Source organism: Candidatus Accumulibacter contiguus, assembly GCF_036625285.1.
Taxonomy (GTDB): domain Bacteria; phylum Pseudomonadota; class Gammaproteobacteria; order Burkholderiales; family Rhodocyclaceae; genus Accumulibacter; species Accumulibacter contiguus.
This window is the reverse complement of the sequence record NZ_JAZKUC010000001.1, coordinates 1,412,389-1,425,676: the sequence shown is the minus strand read 5'-3', so window position 1 is coordinate 1,425,676 and position 13,288 is coordinate 1,412,389. Positions and strand designations below refer to the sequence as shown.

General features: G+C 64.8%; 11 protein-coding genes. 10 read left to right on the top strand and 1 reads right to left on the bottom strand.

Features of this window, described 5'->3' with window-relative positions; all coding sequences use genetic code 11:
* The first annotated feature begins 5 nt into the window (after positions 1–5).
* From V5B59_RS06935 to draG, 5 genes are all read left to right on the top strand, one after another.
* The gene (locus V5B59_RS06935) at positions 6–284 is read left to right on the top strand and encodes a 4Fe-4S binding protein (RefSeq protein WP_034916415.1); all 279 of its coding nucleotides are present in this window, start codon (positions 6–8) and stop codon (positions 282–284) included.
* 79 nt (positions 285–363) lie between these two features.
* The gene (locus V5B59_RS06930; protein ID WP_034916420.1) at positions 364–1,638 is read left to right on the top strand and encodes an FprA family A-type flavoprotein; all 1,275 of its coding nucleotides are present in this window, start codon (positions 364–366) and stop codon (positions 1,636–1,638) included.
* Positions 1,639–1,660: 22 nt separating this feature from the next.
* Positions 1,661–1,948, top strand: coding sequence for a 2Fe-2S iron-sulfur cluster-binding protein (locus V5B59_RS06925; protein ID WP_034916413.1), 288 nt, complete (start codon positions 1,661–1,663; stop codon positions 1,946–1,948).
* A 38-nt stretch (positions 1,949–1,986) separates the two neighbouring features.
* A complete protein-coding gene (locus V5B59_RS06920; protein WP_034916411.1) occupies positions 1,987–2,361 on the top strand; it encodes a 2Fe-2S iron-sulfur cluster-binding protein in 375 nt (124 codons plus the stop codon).
* Positions 2,358–3,272, top strand: coding sequence for an ADP-ribosyl-[dinitrogen reductase] hydrolase (gene draG / locus V5B59_RS06915; RefSeq protein ID WP_308240178.1), 915 nt, complete (start codon positions 2,358–2,360; stop codon positions 3,270–3,272). Before V5B59_RS06920 ends, draG begins: the two co-directional genes overlap by 4 nt.
* A gap of 85 nt (positions 3,273–3,357) precedes the next feature.
* On the opposite strand, the gene purL is transcribed toward draG, so the two are convergent.
* Entirely contained in the window at positions 3,358–7,377 is a 4,020-nt protein-coding gene (gene purL, locus V5B59_RS06910; RefSeq protein WP_332351715.1) for a phosphoribosylformylglycinamidine synthase, read from the bottom strand.
* 346 nt (positions 7,378–7,723) lie between these two features.
* On the opposite strand from purL, the gene V5B59_RS06905 reads away from it, so the two are divergent.
* The 5 genes from V5B59_RS06905 (at position 7,724) to V5B59_RS06885 (ending at position 13,237) form a co-directional block, all read left to right on the top strand.
* Positions 7,724–8,620, top strand: a complete 897-nt coding sequence (locus V5B59_RS06905; protein ID WP_169071527.1) for a DMT family transporter — start codon at positions 7,724–7,726, stop codon at positions 8,618–8,620.
* 307 nt (positions 8,621–8,927) lie between these two features.
* Positions 8,928–9,188: a DUF4160 domain-containing protein gene (locus V5B59_RS06900; protein WP_169071528.1), complete on the top strand. Its 261-nt coding sequence runs from the start codon at positions 8,928–8,930 to the stop codon at positions 9,186–9,188.
* A complete protein-coding gene (locus tag V5B59_RS06895) occupies positions 9,143–9,463 on the top strand; it encodes a DUF2442 domain-containing protein (protein ID WP_169071529.1) in 321 nt (106 codons plus the stop codon). The genes V5B59_RS06900 and V5B59_RS06895 overlap by 46 nt, the downstream gene beginning before the upstream one ends.
* Before the next feature lie 270 nt (positions 9,464–9,733).
* The gene (locus V5B59_RS06890; RefSeq protein WP_169071530.1) at positions 9,734–12,712 is read left to right on the top strand and encodes an SUMF1/EgtB/PvdO family nonheme iron enzyme; all 2,979 of its coding nucleotides are present in this window, start codon (positions 9,734–9,736) and stop codon (positions 12,710–12,712) included.
* Between the two features lie 204 nt (positions 12,713–12,916).
* Complete coding sequence (locus tag V5B59_RS06885) at positions 12,917–13,237, top strand: hypothetical protein (protein ID WP_169071531.1); 321 nt, start codon at positions 12,917–12,919, stop codon at positions 13,235–13,237.
* Positions 13,238–13,288 lie beyond the last annotated feature (51 nt).

The window sequence follows — 13,288 nt, the reverse complement described above, 5'->3', positions numbered from 1 at the left end:
AGATCATGGCTCTCGAAATCATCGAAAGCTGCGTCAATTGCTGGGCCTGCGAGCCGCTGTGTCCAAACCAGGCCATCCATGCGGCCACCCCTCACTTTCTGATCGACGCCGACAAATGCAGCGAGTGCGTCGGCGACTTTGCCGAAGCGCAGTGCGCCAGCATTTGCCCGATCGAGGGAGCGATCATCGATGAACTGGGCGAAGCGCTGAACCCGCCCGGATCGCTGACCGGCATTCCGCCCGAACGCTGGGCCGCGGCGCAGGCCGAGATCGCGGCGCGCTGAGCCATGGCCGAGGTCATTTTCTATGTGCAATCGGCTGGCGGCGGTGCATATCCCTGCCGCTTCGCCGATGAAAGAGCGCATGCGAGCCTCTGCAAACCCTGAAAGCGCGCTGGCTGTTGCCCCCGGCGTGCACTGGATCGGCGCTTTCGACCCCGATCTGCGCAGCTTCGACATCATCCTGCGCACTGCCAACGGCACCAGCTACAATGCCTATGCCGTACGCGGCAGCGAGGGCGTCGCCGTCATCGATACGGTCAAGCTCGGTTTTTCGGAGACCTTCTTCCGTCGTCTCGAGTCGGTTGCCGAATACGACGAAATCACCACCATCGTCCTCAACCACCTCGAACCCGATCACTCCGGCGCCCTGCCGGAGTTGCTGCGGCGAGCGCCCGGCGCCAAGCTGCATGTCTCGCCGCAGGCGCGCCTGATGCTGAAGGGGCTTTTCGATCCGGGCGAATTTGCCGACCGCATCGTCTCGGTCGGCACCGGCGACAGTACCGGTCTCGGCGACCGGCGGCTGGAATTTTTCAACACGCCCTACCTGCACTGGCCGGACACGCAGTGCACCTGGCTGGCGGCGGAAGGCATCCTGTTTTCGGCCGACTTCCTCGGTTGCCACTACTGCGACACGCGTTTGTTCAATGACGCGGTCGGCGATTTCCGTTTCTCCTTCGAGTACTACTACGCGCACATCATGCGGCCTTTCCGCGCACATGTGCGCGATGCGCTCGACCTGATCGAACCGCTGCCGATCAAGGTCATCGCACCGGGACACGGCCCAATCCTGCGCAACGACCCGCGCGACTACGTGGCGCGCTATCGCGCGCTCTCGGCGCCCGGCCTGCACGGCGCGAGTACCAAGACCCTGCTGGTTTTCTACATCTCCGCCTACGGTGCGACGCGGCGCATGGCCGAGGCCGTTGCGGCCGGCGCCGAATCGGCATCGACCGCTGCCGGCGAAGTGCGCGTCTCACTCTACGACCTCGAGGGCGGCCACGCCCAGCCTTTCGTTGACCTGATCGAGGAAGCGGATGCGCTGGTCTTCGGCAGCCCGACGATCAACGGCGACGCCGTCAAGCCGGTCTGGGACCTGCTCTCTTCGCTGACCATGGTCGATGTCAAGGGCAAGCTCGGCGCCGCCTTTGGCTCCTATGGCTGGAGCGGCGAGGCGGTGCCGATGATCGAGGACCGTCTGCGCCGCCTCAAGCTGCGCGTGCCGGTGCTCGGCGTCAAGGCGCGCCTGACGCCGACCGCCGACGAATTCAGCGCCTGCCACGATCTCGGCCGCCAGGTCGCGCTACACCTGCTGGGTCGCGCCGTGCCACGTACCATCGATATGGCCAACCTCGTCTGATTTCACTTACCGGAGAAACCCCATGCCCAAAGCCAGCGTCACTTTTCAGGATATCGGCGTCACCGTTACCGTACCCGCGGGCACCCGCCTGATCGAGGTATCGGAAAAAGTCGGTGCCGGCATCACCTACGGTTGTCGCGAAGGCGAATGTTGCACCTGCCTGACGCGGATCGTTTCCGGTCATGAACACCTGGCCGCACCTTCCGTGCTCGAAGACCAGGTGCTCAAGGACAACCTCGCGCCACGCCGTCACCGTCTGGCGTGTCAGGCGCAGATCCTCGGCGGCAACATTGTCGTCCAGCCTGCCTGAGTTTTTTCACCAACCCTCCCATCTACAAGGAGTCCAGCATGCCCAATATCACCTTTTCCAGTCCGATGCACAAGGACAAGACCATTTACGCCGTCGCCGGCAGCCACACCCAGACGATTCTCAAGCTCGCCAAGGAGAACCATGTCCCGATCGACTTTTCCTGTGGCGATGGCGAGTGTGGCACCTGCCTGGTCAGGGTCAGCAGCGTCGACAAGAGCAGCCACAACAAATACGGGCACATGGGTGGTCCTCTGAACGTACGCGAGGTTGCGGTGCTCAAGGACATGGGCAAGATCAGGCAGGCACAGATCGAGCAGATGTACGTCGATGACCTGCCACCGACGGAATGGCGTCTCGCTTGCCAGTACATCGTGCGCGACGAGGACATTCTGGTCGAGTATCCGAGCCGGTGACTGCCGCGCCAGCGTCCGCGCGGCCCCCCGGGACGGTTCTGGCACACGCCGAGGCCGCCTACCTCGGTCTCGCGCTCGGCGATGCGCTCGGCGCCACGGTCGAGTTCATGACGCCGCGTGAAATCGTCCATCACTATGGCGTGCATCGGGAGATCGTCGGCGGCGGCTGGCTCAGGCTCAAACCCGGCCAGATCACCGACGATACCGGCATGTCACTGGCGCTTGGCGAGGCGATCCTGGCCAAAGGCGGCAACGTCGTCCCGCTCGCCTGCGCCGAGGCCTTCGACGCCTGGATGCGTAGCAAGCCGATCGACATCGGCAACACCGTGCGCCGCAACCTGATCCGCTTTCGCAACAGCGGTAATCCCGTGGCGGAGTATTCCGATCATGACGCAGGCAACGGCGCCGCGATGCGCGTGCTGCCGGTGGCGCTGGTCACCCTCGGCCGATCCGAGGCCCAGGTTCGCGCCGCCTGCCGCGCCCAGGCCCGCGTCACCCACCACAATGCGCTGTCCGACGCCGCCTGCGAATTCCTCGTGCTGACGGTGCAGGATTTCATCACGGGCGCATCGCTGGGTCAGGTTTTCCGCCAGCGCATCTCGCCGCTGGTGCAGCAGCATCCGGAATTCGCCTTCGACGAGCGGCCTCGGCGCGAAAACCCCAGCGGCTGGATCGTCGAGACGGTGCAGGCCGTGCTGCAGGCGCTGGTCGAGCTCGACGGCTTCGAGCATTGCCTGGTCGACGTAGTCAATCGCGGTGGCGATGCCGACACCACCGGCGCCATCGCCGGCATGCTGGCCGGCGCGCTCTACGGCCGCGAAGCCCTGCCGGCGCGCTGGCTGCAGGCACTCGACCCCGATATCCACGAGCGTTGCCGGGCACAGGCACGGGCGCTGGCCGTGCCGGATTAGATTCCCCGTTCATCCGGTGCCCGACAGCGTGCTGGCCAACAAGGCGATGACGGCAATGCGGGCAAGGACACGCAAACGGAACTAATCATCCTACCCACCGCCTTGCATTCCGGAACATCCGCAACCAAGGCGAATCCTCCCAGCCACGCGCTTCCCAGTCGGCCGGGTGCCAGGACATCTGGACGCTGCGGAAGACGCGCTCGGGGTGCGGCATCATGATCGAGAAACGGCCGTCGGCGGAAGTGAAGCCGGTGACACCGGCCGGCGAACCGTTCGGGTTGTACGGATAGACTTCGGTCGGCTGAGCAATGTTGTCGATGTAGCGCATCGCGACCAGCGCGCTCGCCTGCTGTGCCGCCGAGGCAAAGACGGCCAGCCCCTCGCCGTGTGAAACGACGATCGGCAGACGACTGCCGCCCATGCCGGCGAAGAAGATCGACGGCGACTCGGGCACCTCGACCAGCGTAAAGCGCGCTTCGAACTGCTCGACGCGGTTGCGTGCGAAACGCGGCCAGGCGTCGGCACCGGGGATGATGTCCTTGAGGGCGCTCAGCATCTGGCAACCATTGCAGACGCCGAGGGCAAAGGTGTCCGGGCGTGCGAAGAAGGCCGAGAAGCTGTCCCGTGCGCGGTCGTTGAAGAGGATCGTCTTCGCCCAGCCCTGACCGGCGCCGAGTACGTCACCATAGGAGAAACCGCCGCAGGCGACGACGCCCTTGAAGTCGGCCAGCGCGACGCGAGCGGCGAGAATGTCGCTCATATGTACGTCGATGGCGGCGAAGCCGGCGCGGTCGAATGCGGCGGCCATTTCGACCTGGCCATTGACGCCCTGTTCGCGCAGAATCGCGATTTGTGGTCGAACGCCGCTATGGATGAACGGCGCCGCGACATCGTCGGCGGGATCGAAGCTCAGCGTCACCGACAGGCCGGGGTCAGCGGTATCGAGAATCCGGTCGTATTCCTGTTGCGCACATTCCGGGTGGTCACGCAAGCGCTGCATGCGGAAACTGGTTTCCGACCAGGCGCGCTGCAGATCGACGCGTGCTTCGCTGAGCACCGCCCTGGCGTTGCGAATGATGCGGATCTGGTCCCAGGGGTTGGGGGCGCCGATGAATTGCGAGCAGGCTCCGAGGCCGGCGGCGCGCAGGACACCCATCACCTGGCTCCTTTCGCTGCGGCGAATCTGCACGACAGCGCCGAGTTCCTCGCAGAACAGGGCGCGCATCAGCTTCTCGAAGGAACGGCCACCGAGCAGGTTGGGCCGTTTTTCGTTGCCGTCGACGTCGTTGATCAGCGGGTCGTAGCACAGGCCGTCGGTGTCGATCGAAACGCCACAATGGGCAGCGAAGGCCATTTCGCAGACGGTGGCGAAGAGACCACCATCGGCGCGGTCGTGGTAGGCGAGCAGCAGATGGGCGGCAGCGAGTTGGCGGATCGCGGTGAAGAAAGCGGGCAGGCGGGTGGGGTCGTCGACGTCGGGGGGCTCGCTGCCGGTGGCGTGATACACCTGCGCCAGCGCCGAAGCACCAAGGCGATTGCGGCCGGCGCCGAGGTCGATCAGCAACAGGTCGGTTTCACCGGCGTCGAGCCGCAGTTGCGGGGTCAGCGTCCGGCGGGCATCGTGCACCGGCGCGAAGCCGGTGACGATCAGCGACAGGGGCGAGACCACCTGTTTCTGGCGGCCTTTGTCGGCACCGGCGCTTTCCTGCCAGGCAGTCCGCATCGATAGCGAATCCTTGCCGACCGGAATCGAGACGCCGATTTGCTGGCAGAGATCGGAGACCGCACGCACGCTATCGAACAGGCGGGCATCCTCGCCGGGGAAACCGGCGGCGGCCATCCAGTTGGCGGAGAGTTTGATCTCGCCGAGCGTCGCGATGTCGGCGGCGACGAGGTTGGTCAGCGCTTCGCCGACTGCCATGCGACCCGAAGCGGGCGCGTCGATGAGCGCCAGCGGCGCGCGTTCGCCGATGGCGAAGGCTTCGCCGCGGTAGCCGTGAAAAGCCATCAACGTCACCGCAACGTCGGCACAAGGCAGTTGCCAGGGGCCAACCATCTGGTCACGTGCCGTCAGGCCACCGACGCTGCGGTCGCCGATGCTGATCAGGAAGGTCTTGTCGGCGACTGCAGGCAGGCGCAGCACGCGATACGCGGCTTCCTTGAGATCCACCTCGGTGGCATCGAAAGGCACGCACAGTGGTGGCAGGTGCGTCGCCGTGCGCGTCATCCGCGGCGGTTTGCCGAGCAGCGCGTCCATGTCCATGTCCACCGGATGGTTGCCGAAATGACTGTCGGCGACGAGCAGGCGCTTTTCGTGGGTGGTCACGCCGACGACGGCGAAGGGACAGCGTTCGCGTTCGCAGAGCGCCGAGAACTCGGTGAGGCGGCTGGGCGCAATCGCCAGCACGTAGCGCTCCTGGGCTTCGTTGCACCAGATCTCGGCTGGCGACATGCCGGGTTCCTCGATGTGCACAGCGCGCAGCTCGAAGCGCGCGCCGCTGCCGGCGCCATGCGCGAGTTCGGGCAGGGCATTCGAGATGCCGCCGGCGCCGACGTCATGCACCGAGAGGATCGGATTGCCGTCGCCGGGTGTGGAGCCGTCACCGTCGGGCGAACCCATCTGCCAGCAGCGGTCGATGACTTCCTGTACGCGCCGCTGAATCTCGGGATTGCCGCGCTGCACCGAAGCGAAATCGAGGTCGGCGTCGTTGCTGCCGGTGGTCATCGAACTGGCGGCGCCGCCACCGAGGCCGATCAGCATGCCCGGTCCACCGATCTGGAGCAGCAGCGTGCCGGGCGGCAGCGTGCCGGCCTTGAACGACTGGCTGGCGGCGATGTTGCCGACGCCGCCGGCAAGCATGATCGGCTTGTGGTAACCACGCACGAGCGGTTCGTCGCCGCTGCCGGTGAGTTGCTCGTAGCTGCGGAAATAACCGGCCAGGTTCGGGCGGCCGAACTCGTTGTTGAAGGCGGCGGCGCCGATCGGCCCTTCGAGCATGATCGCCAGTGGCGAAGCGATGCGGGCCGGGCGACCGTAGTCGGCGCTGGCGCGCTCCCAGGGCTGCGGGAAATCCGGGATGTGGAGGTTGGAGACCGAGAAACCGCAGAGGCCGGCTTTCGGTTTCGAGCCGCGGCCGGTGGCGCCTTCATCGCGGATCTCGCCACCCGCGCCGGTCGCGGCACCGGGGAACGGGGAGATCGCGGTCGGATGATTGTGCGTCTCGACCTTGGCGAGAATGTGCGTCGGCTCTTCGTGATAGGCATAACGGGCGTTGGCGCCGGCGTGGAAGCGCAGGACGCTGGCGCCTGCGATGACCGATGAGTTGTCCGAATAGGCGACGATGGTGCCATCCGGATGCGCCTGATGTGTCTCGCGGATCATCCCGAACAGCGTTTCGCTGCGCGGCTGCCCGTCGATCACCCAGGAGGCGTTGAAAATCTTGTGCCGGCAGTGCTCGGAATTGGCCTGCGCGAACATCATCAGTTCGACGTCGGTCGGGTTGCGCTGTGCCTTGAGGAACAGCTCGACGAGGTAATCGATTTCGTCCTCCGACAGGGCCAGCCCCAGCCGCGCATTGGCTGCGACCAGCGCGGCACGACCGCCGGCCAGCAGATCGACGCGGGTCAGTGGTTGCGGCGCAAAGTGGCGGAACAGGTCGGCGCTGCGCGCAAAGTCGTCGACAACGGTCTCCAGCATGCGATCGTGGAGCAGGGCGGCGAGGGCTTCCTTCTCGGAGGCCGACAGCTTGCGTCGCCTGGCCTTGAGCCAGTAGGCAATGCCGCGTTCGATGCGCTCGATGGCGTGCAGTCCGCAATTGACGGCGATGTCGCTGGCTTTCGACGACCAGGGCGAGATCGTCCCGATGCGCGGTGTGACGAGCAGCAACTCGCCTGGCGTGTCTTTGGCTGCCGGGCGTTCTTCGAGCAGAGCCGCGAGTTGCCGGCGTTCAGCGTCGCTCAGCGGCTGCCGGGTGCTGACAAAGTGCCAATATTCGGCAGCCACGATGCGCAGACCTGGCGCGACAGTGGCCACGCGTTGCTGCAGGCCCTGCAGGCGGAAAGAAGAAAATGCGGGGGCACCGCGGAGAAACAGGAGATCGGCCATGGTGGGCGGCAGGGCAGGCGAGCTGCGCTCAAGGAAGGAACGGCGCGATTATAGCCGACCCGCAGGGCGCTCTGGCCCGAAGCGGTATCCTGCACCGTCGCCCGGCAAGCGCTCCCGAGACACTCGCAACGGTTGTGGACGATGATTGACTATTCCGGGTGCAGCGCTGCTGGGCTAGAATCGGGTCAAAACTTGCGCGCCGCCCCAGCCCTGAAGCACGCATGGAGTGCATTGCGATCGCGAGTTCTGCGCAGCTCAGGTGGCCGAGGTCTGCGCGACGCTGGTGTGGCTCCCTGAATGGTCGCGCAAGGATTGGGCGGCGACGCTTTAATACTCCGGAGTCCCGATGCCCTGGAAAAAATGGTCCGCAGAACGTCTTGGTATCGCCCTCGCGGTGCTGGCGGCACTGGGTTTCTCGTTCAAGGCGATCTTCGTCAAGCTCGCGTACGCGGCGGCGCCGGTCGATGCGGTGACGCTGCTGTCGCTGCGCATGGTGTTTGCGCTGCCAGCTTTTCTCTGGGTCGGCTTCGTCGCCAGTCGTTCGGCGCTGCCGTTGACGGGTCGGGATTGGGGGACGCTGGTGACGCTCGGGTTGCTCGGCTACTATGGCGCGAGCTTGCTCGATTTTCTGGGCCTGCAATACATCTCGGCGGGCCTCGAACGTCTGATCCTGTTCACCTACCCGACGCTGACCGTGCTGATCGGCGTGCTGTTCATGGGCAGGACGCTGTCGCGGCGTGAGGTCGGTTCGCTGCTGCTCTCGTATGCCGGCATCGGTCTCGCTTTTGCGCACGACCTGCAGGTGCTGGGCGAGAGGAACAGTGTGCTGATCGGCGCGGCCTTCGTTTTCGGCTCGTCGCTCTGTTACGCCTGCTATCTCGCCGGCAGCGGCCCGGCCATCCAGCGACTGGGCGCAGCGCGCTTCACGGCGCTGGCGATGCTGGCTTCGACACTGGCGACGCAAATCCATTTCCTCGCCACCAAACCCCTCTCGGCACTGCTGCAGCCGCTGCCGATCTATGGCTATGGTGTAGCGATGGCGTTGTTCTCGACGGTCTTGCCGGTGTTCATGCAGTCGGCGGCGATTCGCCGCATCGGCTCATCGCAGGCGGTGCTGATCGGCACCCTCGGTCCGATGCTGACGATTTTCTTCGGCTGGTGCTTGTTGTCCGAGCCGATCTCGGCTGCGCAGATCGCCGGCGCGGTGCTGGTACTCGCGGGCGTGTTGCTGGTGAGCTTGTAGTCTGGGCCGTGCAGCCCATCCGGATACGCCGACAAATTCAAGGCCTTGCCTGGGCAGGACCTCTGGTAACGGTGCGGGAGGTGCGCAGGGCTCGGGCTTTTGCCCGGACGGCGGCTATAGCCCGGATGCTTGGCGCGCCAGGCTTGCAGCCGTGCCACTGCCTCGGCCCCTCGGTGAGAACCTTGATTCTCCGGTTTGGCCAGCCACCGCGCTTGACTCGCTCGCCGCCTGGCAGACGACCTTTGAACAGTAGCGCTGATGCTTTGCATTGCAGGCATCAAACAATAGCCGAGCGCCTAAGAACACCATGCCAACCATCAGCCAGTTCTTCGGAATCGTCATCCAGATGTTTTGGCGCGAACACGCTCCACCGCATTTCCATGCGCTGTATGGAGAGCACGAAGCGCAGATCGATATTCGAACACTGGAGGTCATCGTCGGCCATTTACCCAAGCGTGCGTTTAACCTCACCATCGAGTGGGCCATCGAACATCGCGCAGAACTCATGGAGGATTGGAACTTATGCCAAGCCAAACAGCAGCCAAAGAAAATTCAGCCGCTGGAGTAATCCCGGCAGCACCTTGGCGAATTCAGGCAGTCTCTGTCCTTCCCGAGTACAGACTGGCTGTGATCTTTCGCGATGGCAGCAACGGCATCGTCGACTGCTCAACTATCCTTACCAGCACCAATCCGGGAGTTTATGCACCCCTGGCCTCCCCGGAGTTCTTCGCGCAGGTCAGACTGGAACTCGGTGCGCTGACCTGGCCGAATGGCGCAGATCTCGACCCCGGGTGGCTTCATGCCGAATTGGCGGACAAGAAAACGTGGTCTGTCCCATTTTGACTTTGCCCTTTTGACTTTGTGAAGGATTCGCTGCGCCGGGCTGGCGCCAGCCCTTGACCCGGCTTCAGGCTGGCAGTTCTCGTTCCGGACCAACGAATCCTTGTCGAAGGTCTCCCCTCGCCAGCAAGCGGCAGAGGGAATGGTCATGGCTGTCATGATCGGGGGTGCCTGCAACGGCCATGACCGTTAACGACGATTTTCGGCTAACATCGCCCTTGTACCCCACCCCCGACAGGCGCCAGACTTCCCGCCCGGCCACCAGAGCAAACCATGGACATCCTCCAGCGTGCGACGCAGCTCCTGCGACATTTCATGGGCGAGGATCACCGTGACGCCTGGCTGACACTCGCATTCCACGGCGAGCATCGCGGTATCTACGATGGCATTCCGCAGAACGGTGCGACGTCCGTCTTCACGGTTCGCTGCGTTCGCCACCTGCTCGAACGCGGCTGTGTCGGCAGCCGGCATGCGCTGTCGCTGCTGCTTGAAACTGTACGCGGTGCAGCGGGCAGCGAACTCCAGGAACACTTCCAGACCCTGATCGACGAACTCGACCGCCAGTGCACGATCCAGAGCCAGCGGGTTGCGCCGGCAACGGATGAGTTGCCCGAGCCGCTGCGCGTTTTTCGTGAAGCGCTCATGGTGCGTCACGAAACCCTGCAACTCACCGAGAAAACGCTGCAGGAAATCCTCCGCCATCCGCCGTGCACGCTCGAAGAATACCGTCTCGCGCGCATCGCCGAGTGGTCGCAGCCACGCCATGCACTCGACAAGCGCTTCACGCGCCTGACCCTGCTGCTCGATCAGGGGCCGGACACGCACGGTCCGCGCTGGCAGGCGCAGCAGAAGCGTTTCAACGACCTGCGCGCGGTACTGACCGAGCTCAGCGAGCCCGCGCTGGTACTGCTCGGACCGCCGGGCTGTGGCAAGAGCACCTTACTGCGCCGGCTCGAACTCGACCTCGCGGTCGATGCCTTGCACGCTGGCGAAGCCGAGCCAGGGTGCTTGAGCTTTTTCGTGCCGCTCAACCGCTATCGCCCGGCGCGCCCGGGCGAAGCACTGCCGACGCCGATGGAATGGCTGGCGCAGGAATGGGCGCGGCGCTACCCGAAGCTGCCGGCTTTCGACGAAGTGCTGCACGCGGGGCGCTTCATCCTCCTGCTCGACGCCGTCAATGAGCTTCCGCATAGCGATGAGGCCGACTACCGCGAGCGCATCCACTGCTGGCGCGACTTTGTCGCCGAGCTGCCGGCCGGCACACGCGTGCTGTTCTCGTGCCGCAGCCTCGATTACAGCGCCTCGCTATCGACTCCCAAGCTGTCGGTGCCGCACGTGCGCATCGAGCGGCTCAGCGACCACCAGGTCGAAAAATTCCTGACCCTCCACGATTCCAGGCACGGACCCGCACTTTGGCGGCAACTGCGCGGTACGCCGCAGCTCGACCTCTTCCGCTCGCTCTTTTTCCTCAAGCTGCTGCTCGCCCAGGCCGGCGAAGGCGGGCCGGCCTTGTCGGGCAGGGCGGCGCTGTTCAGCGGTTTCGTCCGGCAGGCGCTGCAGCGCGAGATCGCATCCGGCAATCCGCTCTTCCGTCCCGGCGCGCTGCTCGGCAGGCGCGACCACGAACGCATCATCCGCTGCCAATGGCGCAACGCCATCGACCTGCCAGTACGCGGGCCGCTGCTGCCGGCCTTGTGCCAGCTCGCCTTCGCGCTGCAGGCGCGGCGTGTGCCCGGTGAAGTGTCGCGGGTGCGCGTGCCGTACGACGACGCACTCGAATTGCTGCGCGCACAGCCCGGCGACGACCTGCTGCACGCCGGCGTCGCGCTGCAGGTTCTCGAAGTACAGTGGGACGATGTGCTCTACGTCCATCAACTGCTGCAAGAGTATTTTGCCGCGCGGGTGCTGGCCGGCAAACCGCAGCCCAAACTCGTGGCCAGCGCCTGGCGCACCGATGAGATTTCACCGACCCTGGCCGAGGTGCTGGCCAGCCTCGCCGATTCCGATCCGCTGCCCGAAGTGCCGACGACCGGCTGGGAGGAAACCTTCGTTCTGGCTGCCGCCATGACACCGGCGCCGGAGGCTTTCGTCACCGCCTTGATGGCGGTGAACCTGCCGCTCGCCGGTCGCTGTGCGGCACAGCCCGACGTCGTCGTCTCGGACACACTGCGGCGGCGGCTGCAGCAGGCGCTGGTCGTGCGCACTCGCGATCCCGCCGTCGACCTGCGTGCGCGCATCGCCGCCGCCCGTGCCCTCGGCGGACTCGGCGACCCGCGCTTCGCATGGCACTCCGGTCCACACGGCGAGTTCCTGTTGCCGCCGCTGGTAACTGTCGACGGCGGAAGCTACTCGATCGGCAGCGCTGAAGAGTTGACGGCGCACCAGGTGCAGCTCAGTCCTTTCGCGATTGGTCAGTTCCCGGTGAGCAACGCCGAATGGAGCGGTTTCATCGACGCTGGCGGCTATGAGGACGAGCGCTGGTGGCCGAGCAAAGCGGCGCAGCGCTGGCGGCGCGGCGAGGGGGCGACGGAAGCAGAGAAGCAGCAGCAGCGCGAATTCAGGCAGTGGCTGCGTGACAATCCGAAGCGTATCGAACAACTGCTCAGAGAGGAGCGGATCAGCTCGAAGCATGCGAAGGAATGGGAGACGATACGGCAGATGTCCGACAGCGAATTTGACGCCTTGCTCGATGACTGGTACCCCTCCGGTCGGCAAACACAGCCTGCGTACTGGAATGACCCGGCGTACAATGACCCCAGTCAGCCGGTGGTCGGTATCTGCTGCTACGAAGCCCTTGCTTACTGCGCGTGGCTGTCGGCGCAAACCGGGCAGAGCTGGCGACTGCCGAGCGAAGACGAATGGGAAGCCGCTGCGCGCGGGCCTGAGCACAGGCGCTATGCGTGGGGCGAAGTCTTTGACGCGACGCGCTGCAACACTTTCGAGAGCCATGTGCGCGGCACGACACCGATTGGTGTCTTTCCGGGAGGTGATACGCCGGACGGGCTGGTCGACATGTGCGGCAATGTCTGGGAATGGACCAGCAGTCCCTATTTGCCTTACTCTTATTCACCCAATGGACACCGCAAGGATCCCGAACAAGCCGAGGTCCGGCGCGTGCTGCGCGGCGGCTCCTGGTATTACGGTCGCGGCTTCGCGCGCTGTACCTACCGCCTCGGCTTCCTCCCTGGCTACCGCAGCGGCTACCTGGGTTTGCGCCTGGTGTGTCTCTCTCCCAGCGTGCAGACCTCCTGAAAACCCGACCGGCGAGGGTTTTCGCCCTTGATACGGATGTAAAATTTTATATGCCATGACAAAGTCGTTAACTGATGTTCCAAGTATCTTTTTTCGCAAGTTTTTTTCCTGGAGTCGCGTCTTTCGAAGAAAGCCTTCTCGCGAACCGGCTTCCTCAGTTTTCCCCGTCTGATCGCCTGCCTGCTCGGCGGATATCCGTCGAAAGTGCAGTCGGAACTCGACGCGTTCTTCGCCAATCGGGCGAACCGCGCCGACCTGCTGCGAGAAGTCTCCGCGCAGGCCTTTGCCCAAGCCCGGAAGCAGGTGTCGGCTATCCCCTTCGGGCTGCTCAACGAGCATTTCCTCGCCTTGGTCGATGCGCAATTCGGCTTTCCTCTCGGGCACGGGTTGCGGGTGCTGGCCGACGATGTCACAGTCCTGCACCTGACCCGGTTCGGCAAGCCATTCGTCCGCCCTGTGGTCGACGCCATGGGCTTCGCGCTCTATCTGCCCGGGATCGAGAGGACTCTGGCCACCAAGCGCTAGACTCCCGACATCGGCGAGCGCCAGAGGCTCTTCGAACTCCTCGACAAACTC

Excerpts from the sequence above, each read along its gene's own strand:
- V5B59_RS06890 (WP_169071530.1), top strand. The coding sequence starts at position 9,734 with ATGGACATCCTCCAGCGTGCGACGCAGCTCCTGCGACATTTCATGGGC.
- V5B59_RS06935 (WP_034916415.1), top strand. The coding sequence starts at position 6 with ATGGCTCTCGAAATCATCGAAAGCTGCGTCAATTGCTGGGCCTGCGAG.
- V5B59_RS06925 (WP_034916413.1), top strand. The coding sequence starts at position 1,661 with ATGCCCAAAGCCAGCGTCACTTTTCAGGATATCGGCGTCACCGTTACC.
- V5B59_RS06905 (WP_169071527.1), top strand. The coding sequence starts at position 7,724 with ATGCCCTGGAAAAAATGGTCCGCAGAACGTCTTGGTATCGCCCTCGCG.
- V5B59_RS06930 (WP_034916420.1), top strand. The coding sequence starts at position 364 with ATGCGAGCCTCTGCAAACCCTGAAAGCGCGCTGGCTGTTGCCCCCGGC.
- V5B59_RS06900 (WP_169071528.1), top strand. The coding sequence starts at position 8,928 with ATGCCAACCATCAGCCAGTTCTTCGGAATCGTCATCCAGATGTTTTGG.
- purL (WP_332351715.1), bottom strand. The coding sequence starts at position 7,377 with ATGGCCGATCTCCTGTTTCTCCGCGGTGCCCCCGCATTTTCTTCTTTC.
- V5B59_RS06895 (WP_169071529.1), top strand. The coding sequence starts at position 9,143 with ATGCCAAGCCAAACAGCAGCCAAAGAAAATTCAGCCGCTGGAGTAATC.
- V5B59_RS06920 (WP_034916411.1), top strand. The coding sequence starts at position 1,987 with ATGCCCAATATCACCTTTTCCAGTCCGATGCACAAGGACAAGACCATT.